Origin of the sequence: Microbacterium sp., assembly GCF_040394595.1 — a bacterium.
GTDB lineage: Bacteria > Actinomycetota > Actinomycetes > Actinomycetales > Microbacteriaceae > Microbacterium.
Genome location: NZ_JBEBSA010000007.1, coordinates 50,587 through 70,323 on the forward strand (window position 1 = coordinate 50,587; position 19,737 = coordinate 70,323).

General features: G+C 67.9%; 19 protein-coding genes. 9 read left to right on the forward strand and 10 right to left on the reverse strand.

What is annotated here, in order from left to right:
- Position 1: 1 nt before the first annotated feature.
- The 3 genes from ABWO84_RS09575 to ABWO84_RS09585 form a co-directional block, all read right to left on the reverse strand.
- Complete coding sequence (locus ABWO84_RS09575) at positions 2–1,054, reverse strand: PqqD family peptide modification chaperone (protein ID WP_353114304.1); 1,053 nt, start codon at positions 1,052–1,054, stop codon at positions 2–4.
- The gene (locus ABWO84_RS09580; RefSeq protein WP_353114305.1) at positions 1,051–2,523 is read right to left on the reverse strand and encodes a tyrosine-protein kinase domain-containing protein; all 1,473 of its coding nucleotides are present in this window, start codon (positions 2,521–2,523) and stop codon (positions 1,051–1,053) included. The genes ABWO84_RS09575 and ABWO84_RS09580 overlap by 4 nt, the downstream gene beginning before the upstream one ends.
- Before the next feature lie 141 nt (positions 2,524–2,664).
- Complete coding sequence (locus ABWO84_RS09585) at positions 2,665–3,297, reverse strand: hypothetical protein (RefSeq protein WP_353114306.1); 633 nt, start codon at positions 3,295–3,297, stop codon at positions 2,665–2,667.
- A gap of 207 nt (positions 3,298–3,504) precedes the next feature.
- Here ABWO84_RS09585 and lepB point away from each other — a divergent pair, with 207 nt between their 5' ends.
- Positions 3,505–4,218 (forward strand): signal peptidase I, encoded by a 714-nt coding sequence (gene lepB / locus ABWO84_RS09590; RefSeq protein WP_353114307.1) that lies wholly within the window; start codon positions 3,505–3,507, stop codon positions 4,216–4,218.
- 58 nt (positions 4,219–4,276) lie between these two features.
- On the opposite strand, the gene ABWO84_RS09595 is transcribed toward lepB, so the two are convergent.
- Positions 4,277–5,296, reverse strand: a complete 1,020-nt coding sequence (locus ABWO84_RS09595; protein ID WP_353114308.1) for a MauE/DoxX family redox-associated membrane protein — start codon at positions 5,294–5,296, stop codon at positions 4,277–4,279.
- Between the two features lie 265 nt (positions 5,297–5,561).
- Here ABWO84_RS09595 and ABWO84_RS09600 point away from each other — a divergent pair, with 265 nt between their 5' ends.
- Positions 5,562–6,206: a hypothetical protein gene (locus tag ABWO84_RS09600; RefSeq protein WP_353114309.1), complete on the forward strand. Its 645-nt coding sequence runs from the start codon at positions 5,562–5,564 to the stop codon at positions 6,204–6,206.
- A 59-nt stretch (positions 6,207–6,265) separates the two neighbouring features.
- Here ABWO84_RS09600 and ABWO84_RS09605 read toward each other — a convergent pair whose 3' ends face one another.
- A complete protein-coding gene (locus ABWO84_RS09605; RefSeq protein WP_353114310.1) occupies positions 6,266–6,907 on the reverse strand; it encodes a hypothetical protein in 642 nt (213 codons plus the stop codon).
- 56 nt (positions 6,908–6,963) lie between these two features.
- Between ABWO84_RS09605 and ABWO84_RS09610 the strand changes: the two genes are divergently transcribed.
- From ABWO84_RS09610 to ABWO84_RS09625, 4 genes are all read left to right on the forward strand, one after another.
- Positions 6,964–7,596, forward strand: coding sequence for a response regulator transcription factor (locus tag ABWO84_RS09610; protein ID WP_353114311.1), 633 nt, complete (start codon positions 6,964–6,966; stop codon positions 7,594–7,596).
- Between the two features lie 246 nt (positions 7,597–7,842).
- Positions 7,843–9,246 carry a sugar transferase gene (locus ABWO84_RS09615; protein WP_353114312.1) on the forward strand — a complete coding sequence of 468 codons (1,404 nt, stop codon included), beginning with the start codon at positions 7,843–7,845 and terminating at the stop codon, positions 9,244–9,246.
- Between the two features lie 95 nt (positions 9,247–9,341).
- Positions 9,342–10,652, forward strand: a complete 1,311-nt coding sequence (locus ABWO84_RS09620; RefSeq protein WP_353114313.1) for a UDP-glucose dehydrogenase family protein — start codon at positions 9,342–9,344, stop codon at positions 10,650–10,652.
- Positions 10,652–11,752, forward strand: a complete 1,101-nt coding sequence (locus tag ABWO84_RS09625; RefSeq protein ID WP_353114314.1) for a glycosyltransferase — start codon at positions 10,652–10,654, stop codon at positions 11,750–11,752. Before ABWO84_RS09620 ends, ABWO84_RS09625 begins: the two co-directional genes overlap by 1 nt.
- A 13-nt stretch (positions 11,753–11,765) precedes the next feature.
- On the opposite strand, the gene ABWO84_RS09630 is transcribed toward ABWO84_RS09625, so the two are convergent.
- From ABWO84_RS09630 to ABWO84_RS09650, 5 genes are read right to left on the reverse strand one after another with little or no spacing between them, the layout of a single operon-like run.
- A complete protein-coding gene (locus tag ABWO84_RS09630) occupies positions 11,766–12,926 on the reverse strand; it encodes a glycosyltransferase family 4 protein (RefSeq protein WP_353114315.1) in 1,161 nt (386 codons plus the stop codon).
- Positions 12,919–14,139 (reverse strand): glycosyltransferase family 9 protein, encoded by a 1,221-nt coding sequence (locus ABWO84_RS09635; protein WP_353114316.1) that lies wholly within the window; start codon positions 14,137–14,139, stop codon positions 12,919–12,921. Before ABWO84_RS09635 ends, ABWO84_RS09630 begins: the two co-directional genes overlap by 8 nt.
- Positions 14,140–14,742, reverse strand: coding sequence for a histidine phosphatase family protein (locus ABWO84_RS09640; protein WP_353114317.1), 603 nt, complete (start codon positions 14,740–14,742; stop codon positions 14,140–14,142).
- Entirely contained in the window at positions 14,739–15,668 is a 930-nt protein-coding gene (locus ABWO84_RS09645) for a bifunctional heptose 7-phosphate kinase/heptose 1-phosphate adenyltransferase (RefSeq protein ID WP_353114318.1), read from the reverse strand. The genes ABWO84_RS09640 and ABWO84_RS09645 overlap by 4 nt, the downstream gene beginning before the upstream one ends.
- The gene (locus tag ABWO84_RS09650; RefSeq protein WP_353114319.1) at positions 15,665–16,741 is read right to left on the reverse strand and encodes an SIS domain-containing protein; all 1,077 of its coding nucleotides are present in this window, start codon (positions 16,739–16,741) and stop codon (positions 15,665–15,667) included. The genes ABWO84_RS09645 and ABWO84_RS09650 overlap by 4 nt, the downstream gene beginning before the upstream one ends.
- A 387-nt stretch (positions 16,742–17,128) precedes the next feature.
- Here ABWO84_RS09650 and rplM point away from each other — a divergent pair, with 387 nt between their 5' ends.
- From rplM to glmM, 3 genes are read left to right on the forward strand one after another with little or no spacing between them, the layout of a single operon-like run.
- A complete protein-coding gene (rplM, locus tag ABWO84_RS09655; RefSeq protein ID WP_353114320.1) occupies positions 17,129–17,575 on the forward strand; it encodes a 50S ribosomal protein L13 in 447 nt (148 codons plus the stop codon).
- 27 nt (positions 17,576–17,602) lie between these two features.
- A complete protein-coding gene (rpsI, locus tag ABWO84_RS09660) occupies positions 17,603–18,091 on the forward strand; it encodes a 30S ribosomal protein S9 (RefSeq protein WP_353114321.1) in 489 nt (162 codons plus the stop codon).
- Positions 18,092–18,110: 19 nt separating this feature from the next.
- Entirely contained in the window at positions 18,111–19,466 is a 1,356-nt protein-coding gene (gene glmM / locus ABWO84_RS09665) for a phosphoglucosamine mutase (RefSeq protein ID WP_353114322.1), read from the forward strand.
- Positions 19,467–19,737: the final 271 nt, after the last annotated feature.

Here is a 19,737-nt window from a genome sequence, read left to right on the forward strand (position 1 = left end):
ATCAGGCGCGGCGCGCGATGATCGCGGCGTCGACCAGGGTCTGCAGCGCCGCTTCGACGAGCTCCCCAGCGTCACCGTCGGCGGGGACGCCGAACTCCGCGACCACATCCTCGACGATCTCCGCGGTCGTGCGTCCGCGGCGGAGCGACTCCCAGATCGTCGGCGCGATGCCCACGAGCACGTGGACGCGACGCAGCGCCAGCACGACCGTCCGGTCATCGAACGCGATCGCGTCGAGCACGTCGGAGAGGTCGAACTCGGGGTTCTCCGCTTCCACCGGCACCGGCTCCCACGCCGCTTCGACGGGACGGCGCTCGAGCAGCTCCGGGACGATCGCGTACACGGTCGAAGCATCCGGATAGCTCAGGCGCACGATGCCGCCGACGCGGTCGCACACGGTCGCGATCGTCTGCAGCGGCTGCGGCAGCTCCGCGAGATAGCTCATCTGCGGCGCGAGATCGGCGATCGCGTCGGGGAACTCCAGCTCCTCGACGAACGGCTCGACGTGCACCTCGTCCCGCTCGAGGATCGCGAGGGCGGAGAGCCGCAACGGTGCGTCCGGTAGGTCGCCGAGCCCGAGGGAGCGCGGCGCGACCTGCTCCTTCGGCGAGTCCGCACGCACCAGGGACAGCGGCTTCCGGTAGGGGAGCACGGCGAGCCCGGCGCCGACGGCGATCGTCTCATCCGACACGTAACCGAAGTGCTTGCCCAGCTCGCGGCTGAGCGTGGTCTTCCCCCGGCCGGAGGGACCGACGAACGCCGCAACCCGGCCATCGTCGTCGGCGACACCCGCCGCGTGGAACATCACGAGCTCGCCACGGCGCTGCTCGAGGGCAGCGAGCGTCACGCGCACGGTGAGCGCCTCGGCGAGCTCGTCGAGCTCGTGGTCGGAGGGAACGCCGACCACCGCGTCGGGCTCGACGCCCTCCTCGAAGGGCACCTCGGCGTCAGCCCAGGACGACCGGATCCCCGCCTCGGCATCCGTGTCGAACCCCTCTTCGAAGTCGATCCGGACCCGGGTGCCGAGTGCGCTCACATCGAGCGGGACACTCACGCCGACCCCGAGTCGCGACGGTTGCGCGTGAGCGCCTTCGCGTCGCCCGACGGCAGGGTCTCGTCGTCGCGACGGTAGTACTCGCCGTGGTACTGGTAGCCGTAGTAGGCGGCACCGCTGCCGCGCCGCGGGACACGGTTGAGCACGATGCCCAGGGCACGGGCCCCCGCGCGCTCGAGGTTGCCGAGGGCCTTGCCCAGCACCTCGTAGGTCGTCTTGCCCACGGTGCCCACGATGATCGCGCCGTCGGCGCTGTGAGCGAGCACGGCGGCATCGGTCACCGGGATCAGCGGCGGTGCGTCGACGATCACGATCGCCTCACGCGCGATCATCTGCAGCAGCTCACGCATGCGGGCCGAGCCGAGCACCTCGCTGGGGTTCGGCGGCACCTTGCCGGCTCCGACGACGAGCAGCTTGCCGTTGCCGAAGCGCTGGGCCACGTCGGTGATCGAGGCGCGGCCGGCGAGCACGTCGGAGATTCCCGCACCCTTGGGCATGTCGAAGATCGTGTCGATCATCGGACGGCGGAGGTCGCCGTCGATGAGCACCACGGGCTGGCCGCTGGAAGCGAGGGTGATCGCGAGGTTGGACGAGATCGTCGACTTGCCGTCGCCGGGAAGCGGGCTCGTGACGACCATGATGCGAGGAGGATTGTCCACATCCATGTATTGGATGTTCGTCCGCAGCTCGCGCATGGCCTCGGCGATGCCGAAGAGATGTGCATTCGCGCTGAGGCTGCTGTTGCCGCCGTCGAAGGGCACGAGCCGGTCGTCGGCCGTGAAGGTCTTCTCCTCCGGGATGGTGCCGACCACGGCGACCCCGGTCTCGCGCTCGACGGCCTCGACCGACCGGATGCGGCGATCGAGCGTATACCGAAGAAGACCGTAGGCGACGGCGAGGGCGAGACCGAGCAGACCTCCGAGCGCGAGCGCGAGCCGGGTGTTCGGCGACGAGGGGCTGGAGGGAAGGCGAGCCGAATCGACCGGGCTGAGAAACGCCGCCCCCTGCTTGTTGGGGTCTTTGGTCTCGAAGTCGTTCACCTCGAGCACCATCGACTTGACCCAGGCTTCGGCGAGGTCGCGCGCGCCCTCGGGCGAGGGCGCGTTCGCGGAGACCTTCAGAGACACGGTGTCGACCGCGTTGCTGATGGTGATCTGCCCCACCAGCTGTTCGGGAGAGGTGTTGAGCCCAAGCTCCTTGATGACTCGCTCCGCGACGCTGCGCATTTCGCCGAGGTCCTTGTAGGTCTTCACCTTGGCCGTCGCGATCGAGTTGCCGATCATCGCGTCGCTGAGGCTGGGCTCGGATCCCGCCGTCGACTTCGTCTGCACGATCGCGGTCGCGTCCGCCGTGAACACCTTGGGCTGCAGCAATGTCCAGCCGAAGGCGACGACGACCCCAGCGATCGTGATGGCGACCATGCCGAGCCAATGGGCTCGGAACACGCGCAGGTATTCACGCAGGTCCATGTGTAGGCGACTCCCCCTCGCTCAATCACCGCTCAGGGGCGATGTCCACAATTCTTCTGAGAGTACTACAAAGGCGCATCGGCGCCGTGGACACAGGAATGCGGGCCGCGCTGCCGCGCGGCCCGCATTCCTGTCGATGGATCAGAGCAGGCCGGCGCCGACGGGGACGCTGACCGCGCTGGTCGCGGTGTACTTGTTGCCGTTGCCGAAGTCGACCGTCAGGGTGACGGGGAACGAGGCGAGCGCGCTGATGGAGAGCAGACCGGACTTGCCCGCCAGGGCGAGCTCGACCGGAACCTTCACGGAGCCGTTGGACGGGATGCTGAAGGCACGCGGCGCCGCCCAGCTGGTGAGCGGGAACCCGTAGTCGCCGAGCAGACCGCTCTGGTAGGTGACCGAGCGCTCACTCGCCTGGGTGACGACGTTGTTCACCGAGTACACACCGAATCCACGGGCCGGGCCGGCGGTGAGGTTGATGCCGCCGGGGCGCCCGACGTTGATCGAGACGATCGGGGTCCCGGTGATGGCTCCCGCGCCGTTGGTGATCGTGAACTCGGTCGGGACCGTCGTCAGCACCTTCGCGGTGAGTACGTCCTGGGTGTCCAGCAGGCGCAGCTGGATCAGCGAGGTGCTGCTGGCGGTCCAGGCGACCGAGGCGTTGGTGACGGACGCGGCTGCGAACGGCGCGGCCGCAGCGGCGGCGATGACGGGAACCGACCAGGCGGCTCCCTTCAGGACGGTACGGCGCTCGACGGCGTTCTTGGTCTCGCTCATAGGTGGGGGGTCCTTTTCGTATCCGATGGGCCAACTCTGGGGATGACGTCTGGCCCTGACGACAGGCACCATGCTGGACGAGATGTCGGAAGACTGGTATATCGATCGTCGCTTTCTGAACGTCACCGGTCGCTTTCTGAACGTCGAGGGGACCGACCGGGCATCCGCTTTCCGGCCTTTCCCGGACTCAGAGGGCATGATGGGGGGATGGCATCCGACGCCCCACCCGCCCGCCGTCCGCTCTGGCGCCGGATCACCGGCAGCGTGTGGTTCCACCTCTTCGCCGCCTTCGTCGTGGTCGGCGCCGTGCTGTCCTTCGTCGCCAAGCCCTACTACGTGCCCTCCGGGTCGATGGAGAACACCGTGCAGGTCGGCGACCGCGTGCTGGTGAACCGCCTCGCCTTCCTCGGCGACGCCCATCCGAGCACCGGGGACGTCGTGGTCTTCGACGCCGACGCCGCATGGGACGGCCAGGCCCCGGCCTCCGAGAACCCCGTCAAGTCGGTGCTGCGCTGGGTCGGAGAGGTCACCGGGTTCGGTCCGTCGGGACCGCACACCCTCATCAAGAGGGTGGTCGCCGGCCCCGGGCAGACCGTGAAGTGCTGCACCGCCGACGGGAAGCTCATCGTCGACGGTGAGCCCCTCGATGAGCCTTATGTCTTCGAGGACTTCCCCTTCGAACCGGGAACGCTGGACTGCGCATCGACCCCGGTGTCGTCGCGCTGCCTGCCCGAGGTCACCGTGCCGGAGGGCTCGTACCTGGTGCTCGGCGACCACCGGTCACGGTCGTCCGACGGCGCCTACCCGTGCCGCGGGCGCACCGATCCCGACCCCTCGTGCTGGCGCTGGGCGAAGGACGAGCAGATCGTCGGCAAGGCCGTCGCAATCCTCTGGCCGATGGGACGCTGGTCGGGCCTGTAGCCCGCGCATCGCGGCCGCTGATCAGGCCTGCAGGCCGAAGCGCCGTCGACAGCAGCGGTCAGGCCGGCGGACGCTCTCCGTGCAGGCTCTCGTAGACGTCGGCGACGAACTCGGCGATCGCCGCATAGCCGGTCACCGGTCCTCCGGCGAGCTGGCCGTCCATCCCCAGCAGCACGGCGCTGGGGGTGAACCAGTCCCCGATCGAGTCGCGGACGTACTGGTGGGGGTCGTGGACCGACTGCGGCTCGGTGCGCTCGGTCGCCTCGCTCGCGCCCGGTCGGTCGGTGAGCAAGAACCGGATGGACACCTCGGGCAGCAACTCGCGCCACTGCGGCGTGCTCTCCATGACCTTGGTGCAGGCCCCGCACCCGGGGTTGACCGCGAGGAGCAGGAGGGGCTGCTGGAGGCTCAGCTGGCGCAGGGTGATCTCGGTGCCGTCGGCGAGCATGACCGGCACCGCGGGGGTGCGGGTGCGGATGTAGTCGAGCAGCTCCTCGTCGTCTCCGACGGAGCCCTGCTCGACGACCGGCCCGGGATGCGCCGGGGCCGATGCGGCGGGCTCCGGCCACATCGTGACGACCACGGTCAACGCCGCAGCGGCGAGCCCGAGCAGCCACAGCCACCCGTCGCCGTGCACGGCCGCCAGCGGTCCACCCCAGAGCGGGTCCGCCCACACGGTCGCGGCCGCGGCGGCGCTCAGCAGCACATACCAGGAGTTGCGGGTCACTGTCGCGCCGGTGACCCTCCGCCGTTCGCCGAAGCAGGCGCAGGACGTGTCAGCGCCCGAACGCACCGTACGCACGACGAACACGAGATAGGCGAGCATCAGCAGCAGGGCGACCGTCGCGGCGAGGGTGCCGAGCAGTCCGCCCAGCACGGCGAGCGCGAGCCCCAGCACGATCTCGCCCCAGGGATGGAACCGCAACAGCCAGGTGCGACGCAAGGGCGCGGGGACGCCCATGGCCGTCCAGCCGTCGAGGTCATCGGGGTGGCGGAGCTTGGCGATCCCGCTCGCGATCAGCACGACGGAGATGATCAGCGGCGGGAAGATGCTCAACGGGCCTGGCACGGTGATCATGCTACCGGCGCGCCTCGCACAGGAGGCCGGCGTCGAGGAACGCGGCGATATATCTCTCCGCCGGCCACCGCCTCGCCCGTTCTGAGGCATTCGGATGTCCAGCTCGATCCCGCCCCGGCGGGTACCCCCGATATTTTGCCCCCTATATAAGTAATCTTTTAGAGGACGTTCCTGCATACATACCCCTACCCTCCCTAGCGTCATCCTCAGGAGTCGCAGGCACCTTCGCCTGCACTGGGGAACCACTGGGGAAGGACGTTTTCGCATGCCCGAAATCGAAACCAAGAAGCCGCTCGACCGTCGTACAGTCCTGAAGGGCGCGGCCTGGGCCACTCCCGTCGTCGCCGCGGCCGCCGCGCTGCCGATGGCATCGGCGTCCACGCCTGCCTGTCCGACCTGCATCAAGGCGGGCCTGCCGCTCGTCGGCGGGCTGATCGCCGGGGCCTGGACCTCGCAGGCGATCGTCGCGGGCAACCGCGGCACCATCGCGATGCCCGCCGTGTTCGGCATCGACGCCACCGCGTGCGGCATCAGCTGGCAGAACATCTTCCAGCCCGCCTTCACCTTCATCATCACGCAGGCGACGCTGACGATGTCCGACAACCGGACGTACAACTCGTCGGTCGGCCTCGGCGCCGGCGCCGGCAACATCTCGACCATCGGCCCCTTCGCCGGCGGCTTCGTCTTCAACAACGTCGTGCTGCCCAACGGCATCGACGCCGGCGGCCTCATCGGCTACGGCACCAAGCCGACGAAGCTCACCGTCACCGTGAAGACCACGCTGCAGTACGGCATCGGTCTCTCGATCGAGTGCCCGATGGTCCTGAACTGGGATCTGCACGGCTTCGCCACCGGCGCGGTCGCGTTCGGCCTCGGCACCGTGAACTTCTCCGGAACCGCCACCGCCTGATCCGCGAATCGGGAAAGGCCCCGTCTCCCCTCACAGGGACGGGGCCTTTCCTCTTGCCGTCAGGCCTGTCCGGCGTCGACCCAGCCGTCGCGGAGCAGCACCTGCCGCAGCGCCGCCCGGGTCGACGTGTCCCCCACCGCACGCAGCGCGGTCCGCGCGCGCTGCAGGTACTTGCAGACCGAGGCGTGCGGGATGCCGAGCAGGGTCGCGAGCACCGGTGTCGATGGCGCCGTCCGCCCGACGTAGAGACAGGCGACCTGCAGCTCGCGGTCCGACAGCCGCACATCGCTCAGCGCGACGCTGACGGGCGTGCTCATGGGACGCACCTCGGAGATCGCCGTCAGCAGCTCTTCGATGTCGTCCTCACGGGTGAGGACGTCAGCGGCGCCCGCCTCGATCAGCCGCGTCTCCAGCGCCGCGTTCGGTTCGTCGAGCAGGATCACAGGCAGTACGCCGATCCGGGCCAGCGCCCGGACCTTCAGCACCGTGGGCACGTGGTCGTCGAGGCGGCTGCGCACCACCACCACGCCGGAGGCGTCGTCGAACTCCGAGATGTACTGGATCCATCCCGACTCCACCCGGCGGACGACCGTGGAGAGACCCCGGTCCCGGGTGATCGCGGCGAGCGCGACCCCGGTGAACAGCGCGTCGTCGACGACGTCGACGGTGATCTGCCGTACCGGCGGGGCGGCCCTGCGCATGCGGCCACACTAGCGCGCGCCGGAGTCCCTGCCGCGCATGTCGCTACACTGACGCCATGGCGCGCACCCGGCCCGCGGGCCCCTCGATCAGCGTGATCACCAGCCATCGTATGGCGGGGACCGCGCTGACCTCCTTCCTCGCCAGCCGCCTCCCCGGCCCGGTGGACTGGCTCGCGCCCGGCTCCGGCGCTCCCGGAGATGCCTCGATCGTGCTGTCCATGCATGAGCCCGCCGATGCGACGCCGCGCATCATCCGGGAGAGCACCAGCCGCCGCTCCCGTGTCGTGCTCGTCTACGACTCCGCCCATCCGCATCGTGAGCTGCTCGATGCCGCGGCCCTGCTACGGGTCTGGTCGGTGTTCGACATGCGGCAGGACGCGCGGGGCCTCGTGGAGCGCGCCCGCGACGCGGCCGCGGGCACCGGCTGGTCGCTGGACAACGTCACGCAGAGCTGGAACCGCGCTCTCGAGACCAAGGAGGACGGGCTCTCGCCCCGCGAGCAGCAGGTGATCGAGCAATACTTCTCACACCCGAACGCCACCCCGGCATCCGTGGCCGACGACCTGGGCATCAGCGTCAACACGGTGCGGGTGCACCTCGCCAACGTGCGGCGCAAGCTGATCGGGCGGCACACCCGCAACCGCGAGGCGCTGCGCGCCGCCCTCATCGACCGGGGCTGGCTCGACTGATCGGATTTCGCCGCGGCCGAAACCACGATCCTGTCGGCGAGCTGTCGGCCAAGGGCAGGGCACCCGCAAAGGCCTTCGTCGGCTATCCTGAATGGCAGTCCGCATGCGCGGGCTGCGGGAGGGGCACCGCGCAACCTTTGGGGAAAGGTGATTGGCGTGACTATGTCTGTTGGCGCTTCCAGAGCGCTCTCCGCACAGCCAAAGAGCGACGGAGCTCCGGTGAGAAGCTGGCGTAAGAGCATCTCGTTGATCCTGCTGCTCAGTGATCTGGCCATCATCACCGTGGTGGTCTTCGTCACCCAGGTGATGTGGCTCGGCTTCGGTGCGGAGTTTCGTGACGACTTGCCATATTGGCTCATCTCCACATTGATCGCTCTTGCCTGGGTCTGGTCTCTCGGCCTGAACGATTCTCGCAGCCACCGAATACTGGGCTCCGGTTGGACCGAACAGCTCCGGGTGATCTCAGCCAGCCTACGTCTGTTCGGCGTCATCGCGATCATCGCCTACTTGGCCAAGGCGGATCTCGCCCGCGGATTCCTGCTGTTGTCCCTGCCGATCGGGCTGATGGCCCTCCTTCTCTCACGCGCCGCATGGCGCGGCTGGCTCCGCCATCGTCGCGCCGCAGGGGCGTATGCAGCGAAGGCGCTGCTGGTGGGGACCACGAGTTCCGTCACGCATCTCGCGAACGAACTTCGCGCCTCCCCGAATGCTGGATTCACAGCGATCGGCGTATGTCTCCCGACTGCCTCGCTCGGAGACGCCGGCGGATACATCTCTGCGCGGCGGGAACGAATCCCGGTGGTGGGCGACTTCGACAACATCATCGCGGCAATGCGCGATACCGGCGCCGACACCCTGGTCATCGCGTCCGCCAATGAGATCCCCGCCGCACAGTTGAAGAGGATCTCGTGGTCCCTCGAAGCCGGACACCAGCATCTCGTGCTGTCGCCCGGCATCATGGACGTCGCCGGACCGCGGATGCACATCAGACCCGTCGCAGGCCTCCCTCTGATCCATGTGGAGACACCGTCCTTCAGCCATGGTCAGCGCTTCGTGAAGCGATCGTTCGATCTCCTCATCAGCGGATTGAGCATCGTCATCCTCAGCCCGCTGTTCCTGATCCTGAGTCTCATCGTGCGAGCGACCTCTCACGGCCCCGCGTTCTTCCTCCAGGAACGTGTCGGCCGGGGCGGCCGGCATTTCCGCATGGTGAAGTTCCGTTCGATGGTGGTCGACGCCGAGGAACAGCTCGAGGAAGTGCGCAATCAGCAAGTCGGCCTCGGGAACGAAGTCATGTTCAAGCTTCGCGACGACCCTCGCATAACCAAGGTGGGACGAGTGATGCGCAAGTTCAGTCTCGACGAGCTGCCTCAGCTCTTCAACGTCTTCGCCGGATCGATGTCGCTCGTGGGCCCCCGGCCCCCGCTGCCACGAGAAGTCGAGATGTATGCGGCACACGTTCATCGTCGCTTCCTCATGAAGCCCGGTATCACCGGGCCGTGGCAGGTCGGCGGCCGCTCGACCCTATCCTGGGAAGAGACGGTACGTCTCGATCTGTCCTACGTCGAGAACTGGTCGCTGGCGAATGACCTGCTGATCCTCATCAAGACGGTCCGTGTCGTACTCGCCCCCGGCGACACTGCGCATTGATGGTCGCCAACAGACTCCGTCGTCGCCCGCGTTACAAGCACACAATGGTCATAAGCTGCGAAGGCTCACGAGCTTCTCGTTGATTGGGGGATTCCATGCGCATGTCAGTCATCGGCTGCGGCTACCTGGGCGCGGTGCACGCAGCCGCGATGGCGTCGATCGGTCACGAAGTGATCGGCATCGACGTCGATGGGCGCAAGATCGACGCGCTCTCGAAGGGCGAGGCTCCGTTCTTCGAGCCGGGGCTCAAGGATCTCCTCCGAGACGGCATCGCCTCGGGGCGTCTGCGCTTCAGCACGGAGAGCGCCGACGCTGAGGGATCGACGGTCCACTTCATCGGAGTAGGCACCCCGCAGCAGGCAGGAGGCTATGCCGCCGACCTCACCTACGTCGACAAGGCGGTCACCGATCTCCTGCCGCATCTCCGTCCCGGGGATGTCGTTGCGGGCAAGTCGACGGTTCCCGTGGGCACCGCCGCGCAGCTGGCCGCGCGCATCGCTCCGACCGGCGCCACACTGATCTGGAACCCCGAGTTCCTGCGTGAAGGCTGGGCCGTGCAGGACACGATCGATCCGGATCGTCTCGTGGTCGGAGTGCCCGACGGTGAAGACGGCCAACGTGCCGCACAGCTCATGCGGGACGTCTTCTACCCGGCTGTCGCGAAAGGCACGCCTTTCCTCGTCACCGACTACGCGACCGCTGAGCTGGTGAAGGTCGCGGCGAACGCCTTTCTCGCCACGAAGATCTCATTCATCAACGCAATGGCTGAGATCGCTGAGGTGACCGGTGCCGATGTGACGCAGCTCGCAGACGCGATCGGTCACGACGTCCGCATCGGGCGCCGCTTCCTCGGCGCGGGAATCGGCTTCGGCGGGGGGTGCCTGCCGAAGGACATCCGTGCTTTCTCCGCACGCGCCGAAGAACTCGGCAAGGGTGAGTCCGTCGCCTTTCTCCGCGAGGTCGATGCGATCAACCTCCGCCGTCGTGAGCGCGCCGTGCAGCTCGTCGTCGACGGCTTGGGAGGCTCCGTGCACGGCAAGCGCGTCGCCGTTCTGGGAGCAGCCTTCAAGCCCCACAGCGACGACATCCGCGACTCCCCCGCGCTCGACGCCGCGGTGAGGCTGCACGGACTCGGCGCGGCCGTCATCGTCACCGATCCTCAGGCGATCGAGAATGCGCGTCGGGCGCACCCCCAGCTCACATATGTCACGGACAGGGACTCGGCACTTCGCGGCGCCGACGCCGTTCTCGTGGTCACCGAGTGGGATGAGTACCGACGTGAGCTGGATCCGGCGCACGTCTCGGCCCTCACCGACGGGCGCGTCGTGATCGACGGAAGGAACTGTCTCGACTCGGCCGCGTGGCGCGCCGCCGGCTGGCACTACTACGGGATGGGGCGACCGTAGTGGCAGGCATCCTGGTCCATGAGTGGATCGAGTCCTCCGGAGGTGCTGAACACGTGCTCGGGGCCATGGCAGAGTCATTCCCCGATGCCGACATCCAGTGTCTCTGGGACGATGCGCCGCAACGATTCGCCGGCCGGAATGTCCGCGAGACCTGGCTCGCCCGTACGCCGCTTCGGCATAAGAAGGCTCTGGCCCTGCCCCTCATGGTGCCCACATGGCGACGGCTGAAGGAGTCCGCCCAGTACGACTGGATGCTGATCAGTTCCCATCTTTTCGCCCATCACGCACGGTTCCGTGGCGAAGACGTTCCGAAGTTCGTCTATGCGCACACGCCGGCGCGCTACATCTGGAATCCGGAGCTGGACGAACGCGGGAACAGCGTGGCGATACGATCCGTCGCTCCGGTGTTCCGCCGTATCGACCGCCGACGAGCGCAGGAGGCGACGTCCATCGCCGCGAACAGCGCCTTTGTCCGTGACAGGATCGCCACGGCATGGGAGCGCGACGCCATCGTCATCCATCCGCCGGTCGCCGTCGACCGCATCCTGTCCGTCGACGACTGGCGCACGATGGTCACCGATGACGCCGAAAGACGCCTGCTCTCACAGCTACCCGACACGTTCGTGCTCGGAGCATCTCGCTTCATCCCGTACAAACGTCTCGATCTCGTGATCCACGCGGCCGAAGCCGCGGGGCTTCCGGTGATCATCGCGGGTCGCGGGCCGGAGGAAGAGCATCTGCGGGCAGTCGCGGCGCAGGCCAAGGTCCCGGCCCTCGTCGTCCTCTCCCCATCCGATGAGCTGCTCTACGCTCTCATGCAACGTGCATCGGTATTCGTGTTCCCGCCCGTCGAGGATTTCGGGATCGTGCCCGTCGAGGCTCAGGCAGCGGGAACCCCCGTCGTCACGGGCCCCGCAGGCGGACAGGTCGAAACCTACGATGCGGGCGTCAGCGGTGTGACCGCGAGTTCGACGGCAGTCTCCGACATCGCGTCCGCGATCGAAGCTGCTCTGGCTCTTCCCCGATTCGATTCGGCGTCGGTGACCGCGCGGTTCAGCGAAGCGAGATTCGCGGACGACATCCGCCGGTTCGTCTCATGACGACACGGGGTCGTCAGCGCGTCCTCGACTCACCTTCACGGCCGGAACGCAGGCGCTCTGCCATGTCGTCCGTCATGGTCTGAGCGATGTGCGTCCAATCGAACCTGCCCGACTTCGCATATGCGGCCGAGGCTAGCTCCGCATAAGACGTCCGGTCCGACAGGATCTCCCGGATCGACGATGCGATGTGCGTGGCATCGACCTCCGCGAGCACTGCGCCGTCCACGCCGTCCTCGACGAGATAGGGAAGCTCACCGGTGCTGCTCACGACGCACGGCAGACCGAAGGACATCGCTTCGGGAACCACGAGCCCGTATGACTCACGGTGAGCCGGCAGGACGAAGACGCTGGCCGCGGCATAGAACTCGCTGACACGTTCCTTGTCCGCGACGAGCCCGTGCCAGTGCACTCCCGGTTCGGAGTACTCAGGGCGTTCCACTTCGGGACCGACGATCGTCAGAGTCGCTTTCGGGAACTCGCCCCGGATCTCCGAGAAGGCCTCCAGAAGCTCCGGCAACCCCTTGCGCACGGGGTCCTTTCCGACGAACAGGATGTTCGGAACGCGGATCCTCTCGGCGATTCGTTCTCCGCTCAGTTCCGTCAGCCCACGGAGAGTCCGCCCCGCACCCACCTGGACGATCCGTTCGGGGGCGACGCCATAGTCATCGATCAGACTCTGCGACGCCGCGCGCGACGCGGTGTAGACCACCAGGGCACGGCGATAGAAGTCTCCTTCGATCCGGGTCTCAGCGGCGAACTGCTTGTCGGAGAGGTCCCATGTGTCGTCATACCCCCGAACCATCGTCACCGTCGCGTCGATGAACGACGCATAGGGAACGGAGATCGCGGAATACCAGGTCCGCACATGGAGCACGACATCCGCATCCGGCGCCAGCCGTCGCAGGCGCCTGGTGCGGAGCCGCGACCGCATCCGGGGAAGCACGGACCCGTGCAGGTAATTCCGCTCCCAGTCGGCGCGGCGAGGCCGGAAGCTCAGCAGCTTCGCAGCGAGTCTGGCGACGATGCCCGGACGAGCGCTGACAGGCGAGATGCGTGCAGCTGCGACTCCGGTGAACCCCTGCCTCAGGTAATGCGGAACGCCGGACGCTGCCATCGCATCCGCCGAGTCGCCATAAGAGACGTACGCGATCTCCAATGGCTTCTGCTCAGACATGCGAGGTCCTCTCCAGGGCGTCGTTGGTGGCCCGGAGGACATCGGCCACGCTGACCTGCGAAATGAGAGCGTCACGCCGAGCGGCGGACATCTGCGCGAAAGGGATCGGCTGAGGAGGCGGCCGCAGGATCGTCGTTCCCCCGGACGACCGGGGGGCGAAACGATCCGGGCTGTTCGGGTGCGACGGGTCGTCGCCCACCGGGAAGCAGGAGACGACGACCACCGGAACGCCCACGCCCGCCGCGAAATGCGCGGGTCCGCTGTCGTTGCCGACGAACACGGCCGCATCGTCGAGCACCGCGGGAAGTGCGTTCAGGCCCGTCTCTCCGGCGACCGATCGCACGCGCTCAGGGTCGAGTGCGACGAACTGCGCGTGAGCGTCGCGGTCCGCCGGCGAACCCACGAGGACCACACGGTTGTTCTGTCCTTCCAGCAACGCCGAGATCAGTGCGCTCCAGTGGGCGATCGGCCAGCATCGGAATGCATCATGAGCGCTGGTGTGCAGGATCACCGCCTGCTGCGGAAGAGAGCGGTGCGAACGGAGCCCCAAGAACTCGCGGACGGATCCCGGCCCCCCGCCCTCGACACCCAGGGCATCGGAGAGCGCCTCGATGCGCATGCTCTCATGCGCATGCTCTCTGCTGTCGCGGCAGGCGATCGTCAGCACGTCTCCCTCCGCCCGTTCCTTCGGCGAGGCCTGCGGCTGCAGGCCCGGGTCGTGGCCAGCGATCTCCGCGCCGGTTCCGACCGCGAAGAAGCGAAGATTCTGCCCGCGGTCGGTATCCCAGCGCGGCAGGATGACGAGGTCGTATCGACCGCGGAACGCCCGCCCCACCCGCTGAGCACGGCGTTGGCCCAGGCGGCTGATCGCCAGGACCTTGCCGGCCGCTCCGTGAGGCCAAGGGGTGTGATGCGATGCCCAGAGATCGATGCCCTCGAAGCGGAAGCCGTCGCGTTCCAGCAGTCCGCGATGCGCGGCGTCGGATATGAGGGTCACCTCGTCGACCGCCGGATGGTCCCTGACGGCGATCGCGAGCGGCAAGGTGATCAGCCAGTCGCCGATACCGTCCACGCGGGCGATCGCCACCCTCAGGAGCCTGCCCTTCTGCCTGCCGAGCGCGGCGATGCTCTCGGCCGCGGTGTCAGACGGGGTGCTCCTGCGTGCGCGCCGACGGATCAGGTCTACGACTCGAAGCTTCTTCGTGCTCAGCATTCAAGACAACCCGTTCCACAGCCGTTCCGGCGACGGAGCGATGTTCCACCCGGCCAGGCTCTTTCCCTGCACTCTATCGAGGAAGAGCACTCCCCGAGCAGGACCGAGGGCGAAACGTGATGACGCCTCTGCAGGCAGAGACAGGACGACACCCACCAGCACCTTCGCGAACTGCCCGTGCGTGAAGAGGACCGCGTCGGCGCCCCTCTCGGTCACGCGCGCCAGCACTCGCTCGGCTCGTTCGCGAACCTCGTGCACTCGTTCGCCGCTGTTCTTCGGCGGACCATCGACGAACAGATTCCACTCCGGGTGCGCCCGTCGATGGTCGTCAGCTGACAGTCCGTCGAGCACGCCGAGGTCCCACTCGACCAGATCGGGCCATACGTCCGCCGTCATCCCGGCCGCGGTGCTCGTCTCGATGCATCGGCTGAGCGGCGACGACGCGACGGACACCTCCTCGCCACGGCAGAAGTCCGTCAGCGCCTCGCGCCACTGCCCCGCCTGCTCACGCCCCCGCTCCGAGAGGGCGACGTCGGCGCGTCCGGTGAAATGGCCCAGCCGGCTGGAGACCGTCTCGCCGTGCCGGATCACGAGGAGCCTCATGTGGAGGGCGTCCGCACGGGAATCGCGATCTCCGCACGATGCACCGCATAGGTCCCATGGTGCCCGACGGCTACCGCTGCCGCGGCGGTCGCCCAGCGCGCGGCCTCGAGCACCGAGGCCCCTTCCGCGAGTGCGACCGCGACCGCCGCGGTCACCGTGTCCCCCGCTCCGGTGACGTCGGAGACCTCCCGCACCTGCGACGGAACGCGAGTCGTGCCCTCTTCGCTGCGCACCAGCATCCCCTCGGGGCCGAGCGTGACGATCACGTCTCCCCCGGTCGCCTCCGCGAGCAGAGCAGCCGCCTTGTCGGAGTCCTCTTCGCCCGTGGCAGCCGTGGCCTCCAGGTGGTTCGGCGTGATGACACGCGCGCCCCGGTAGACGGAGAAGTCCTTGCACTTGCTGTCGACCACCACCGGCACCCCCGCAGCAGTGGCCGCCTCGATGATCGCCGTGACCACCTCGGCGGAGATCGCGCCCTTCTGGTAGTCGGAGATGACCACGCAGGACGCACTGTCCAGCGCGCTGCGCACCGCCTCGATGAGGCGTCCATGGGCCGTCGGGGGAACGGCCTTCGACTCGACATCCAGTCGCATGATCTGCTGCCCGGAGGCGACGTAGCGCGTCTTCACCGTGGTCGGATGCTCGGCGCTGACGATCAGCCCGTCGACGAGACCCGACTCCGAGGCCAGGCTCGCGCACCGACGCCCCGCCGCGTCCTCCCCGATCACGCCGACGAGGCGAGCCTCTACGCCGAGTGTCCGCACGTTGACCGCGGTGTTCGCCGCCCCTCCGAGCACCTCGCGGTGCCGCGGATTGGACAGCACGGGGACAGGTGCCTCCGGGCTGATCCGGGTCGCGCTTCCCTCGCTGAAGACATCGAGCATCACATCGCCGACCACGACGATCGGCCCCACGATACGGCTCAACGCGTCGCCCTCTCCACCAGACCCGTGGTGGAGACCCCGGGGACGAGATCCAGGTAGACGATCTCCCCGCCTCCCTGCTCGACGGTCTCGGCCTCGATCAGACCGCGACCTTCGTAGTCACGCCCCTTCGCATGCACGGCAGGCTTCAGCACCTCGAGAAGGGAACGCGGATCGTCCGCCGTCATGAGGACGACGTGATCGGCCATCGGCAACCTCGCGATGTCTCCCACGCGCTCGGCCTCCCCGCGGATCGGCCGGCTCTCGCCCTTGAGCCTGCGTACGGACGCATCGTCGTTGACCAGGACCACCAGACGGTCTCCCTGCGCACGAGCCGCAGCCAAGGACGCCGCATGGCCCGAGTGGAAGAGGTCGTAGACGCCGTTGGTCGTCACCAGCCGCTGCCCCGTCTGCGCGACCCACTCGCGGAACTCCGCGAGCTCTCGTTCCTCGAGCACGAAACCGAAAGGACAGGAGCTCGCGTCGAAGGCGAGATCGGGGACGAGGATCCGTTCCGCGACCTGTGCAAGCTCGTGAAGGATCAGATCGTGCGCTTCCTGGATCCGCGCCGTCTCGCGGAGAGGCACGCTCAGCGAATGGTCGGCGCCGAGCGCATCGTCTGCTCCCGTCAGCCCGACGGTGAGCGCGCCCACCGCTCGCGCGGCCTCAAAGGCCTTGACGACGTTCCGGCTGGATCCGCTCGTAGAAAGGCCGACCACCACATCCCCAGGGCGGGCAAGGGCCTGAACCTGACGGGAGAAGACCTCGTCGTAACCATAATCGTTCGCGATCGCGGTCAGAGCCGAGGTGTCAGTGGTCAGCGAGATCGCCGGATACGGCGCTCGATCGATCTTCAGCTTGCCAGTGAACTCGGCCGCGAAATGCTGCGCACACGCAGCGCTTCCTCCATTGCCGCAGACGAGGATCTTACCGCCGGCCTCAAGCGACCCGCCGATGAGAGAGGCCACTGCGGCGACTTCTTCCGCGATCCCTTCGACCGCCGCGGCAGCGAATTGCAATCGCCTCGCTGCGTTCCTTACGAGCGCGCCCGCCCACACTCCCCCGATGTCACCCATTCCGACTGCCTCCCCAAAATACCTAAGGCGCCGATGCAGCACGATGTCCACTGGCTACAGAGGCGCACAAGCACGACACCTCATCATATAGATCGTTCATCTTCGCTTCTTCCCTTATTCCCGGGCCTCCCCGTGAATGAGGGAGGACCGACACGCGTGAGAAATCCGGGCCCGAAGGTCCTCCGCGGAGACCGCGCCCTCCGGACCAACTGGCGCAGGCTGCGCTCATGCCGTAAAGTAGAGCTTTGGTGCCTGCCCCAGGCTTGTCCGGGCGGCCGGCACGACGAACGTGAGCCCTCCACTGGCGTGTTCCGAGCCCTCGGCGAAGAACCACCCCGGAGCGGGATTCACGAACTCCTCCGTTCGAATCAAGAAAGCAGCACTATCGTGACGCGCACTTACACCCCGAAGACCGGTGAGGTCCAGCGCGACTGGATCGTCATCGACGCAACCGATGTCGTTCTGGGCCGCCTGGCCTCGCACGCCGCCGCCATCCTGCGCGGCAAGCACAAGCCGACCTTCGCGAACCACGTCGACACCGGCGACTTCGTGATCATCGTGAACGCCGAGAAGGTGGCGCTCACCGGCCAGAAGCTCCAGAAGAAGATCGCCTACCGCCACTCGGGCTACCCGGGCGGCCTCAAGGCGACCACCTACTCCGAGCTCCTCGAGAAGAACCCCGTCCGCGCGGTGGAGAAGGCCGTGCGCGGCATGCTCCCGAAGAACCGCCTGGGTGCCCAGCAGCTGAGCAAGCTCAAGGTGTACGCCGGTGCCGAGCACCCGCACGCCGCTCAGCAGCCCACGCCCTACACCCTCGACCAGGTCGCCCAGTAAGCGCCGCTTCACACTAAGGACATACTCGTGGCTGACAACCAGGACACCACCACCGACTTCCCGCAGAACTACACCACCTCGACCCCGGAGTCCGAGGTCGTCGAGACGGCTGCCCCGCGCGTGCTGAACGTGCCGGGCGCCGCTGTGGGCCGCCGCAAGCAGGCCATCGCCCGCGTGCGCCTCGTCCCCGGCACCGGCACCTTCACGGTGAACGGCCGTACCCTCGAGGACTACTTCCCGAACAAGCTGCACCAGCAGCTGATCAACGACCCGTTCACGGCGCTCAACCTCGCCGGCGCCTACGACGTCATCGCCCGCATCTCGGGTGGCGGCGACTCGGGCCAGGCCGGCGCGCTGCGCCTCGGCATCGCCCGTGCGCTCAACGCGATCGACGCCGAGAACAACCGCCCGACCCTGAAGAAGGCCGGCTTCCTCTCGCGCGACGCCCGTGTGAAGGAGCGCAAGAAGGCCGGACTCAAGAAGGCCCGCAAGGCGCCTCAGTACTCGAAGCGCTGATCCGCACACAGTTCCTTCCATGGCACTGTTCGGTACCGATGGCGTGAGGGGTCTGGCCAACGGCCCCCTCACCGCCGAACTCGCGCTCACCCTGGCCCAGGCGACTGCCGTCGTCCTGGGCCAGGGCCGTATTGCCGAGGCTCGCAAGGCCGCCGGCAAGCGACTCACCGCCGTAGTCGCCCGCGACCCCCGGATCTCGGGTCACTTCCTCAGCGCCGCCGTCGAGGCGGGCCTCGCCTCGTCGGGGGTCGATGTGCTCGACGCCGGCACGCTGCCGACACCGGCCGCTGCGTTCCTGATCTCCGACATCGACGCCGACTTCGGGGTGATGATCTCCGCGTCGCACAACCCGGCGCCGGACAACGGCATCAAGATCTTCGCGCGCGGCGGCGTCAAGCTGCCCGATGAGGTCGAGCAGCGGATCGAGCAGGCGATGACCGGCCCCAAGCTGCAGCCGACCGGCGCCGACGTCGGGCGCGTCCGCCGTTTCGCGGATGCCGAGGACCGCTACGTGATGCATCTGCTCGCGTCGCTCCCGAACCGCCTCAACGGGCTGCACGTCGTGCTCGACTGCGCCCACGGCGCGGCCTCCGGGGCCTCCCCCGAGGCGTTCCGCAACGCCGGAGCGAAGGTGACCGTGATCGGCGCCGATCCCGACGGCATCAACATCAACGACGGCGTGGGCTCGACGCACCTCGAGAAGCTGTCGGCCGAGGTCGTCCGGGTCGGCGCCGACGTGGGCATCGCACACGACGGGGATGCAGACCGCTGCCTCGCCGTCGACGCCGAGGGGAACGTCATCGACGGCGACCAGATCATGGCGATCCTCGCGGTCTCGATGAAGGAGCGCGGCCGTCTCGCCGACGACACCCTCGTCGCGACGGTGATGAGCAACCTCGGTCTGCACGTCGCGATGCGTGAGCACGGGATCGCCGTGCGGCAGACCGCCGTGGGCGACCGCTACGTGCTCGAGGACATGAACTCCGGTGGATACTCGCTCGGCGGAGAGCAGTCCGGACACGTCATCATGAGCGACTTCGCCACGACCGGCGACGGCGTCCTCACCGGCCTGCACCTGGTCGCGGAGATGGCGCGGACACGGAAGACGCTCGCCGAGCTCGCCTCGGTGATGACCGTGTACCCGCAGGTGCTCATCAACGTGACGGACGTCGACAAGACGCGAGTCGCCGATGCGGCCGTCGCCGCGGCGGTCCTCGCGTGCGAGGAGATGCTCGGAGACACCGGCCGCGTGCTGCTGCGCGCCTCGGGCACCGAGTCCCTCGTCCGTGTCATGGTCGAAGCCGCCGACCGCGAGACCGCGCAGTCCTGCGCGGAACGCCTCGCCGCGGTCGTGAAGGAGAACCTGTCGCTCTGATCGGTCGTCCTGTCGGCTTGCATTCAGGCGCCGTCGGACAGACTTGTGGACGGATCGCGGAAGGGGGGAGCCTGTCATGGATACACCGCCGTCCTCCGCTTCGCTCGCGGCACGCGGTGCTCTGCGACAGCCTTCCCTCTTCCCCGCGGCACCCCCTCCTCGCGTGGCTCCTCTTCCGCCCGCAGAGAGCGTCCCCGTTCCCCCGGCAGCCCCATCAGAACCGGCATCTCCACGGATCCGCCGTCGGGCCGTCGTCTGTCTCGCCACGTAT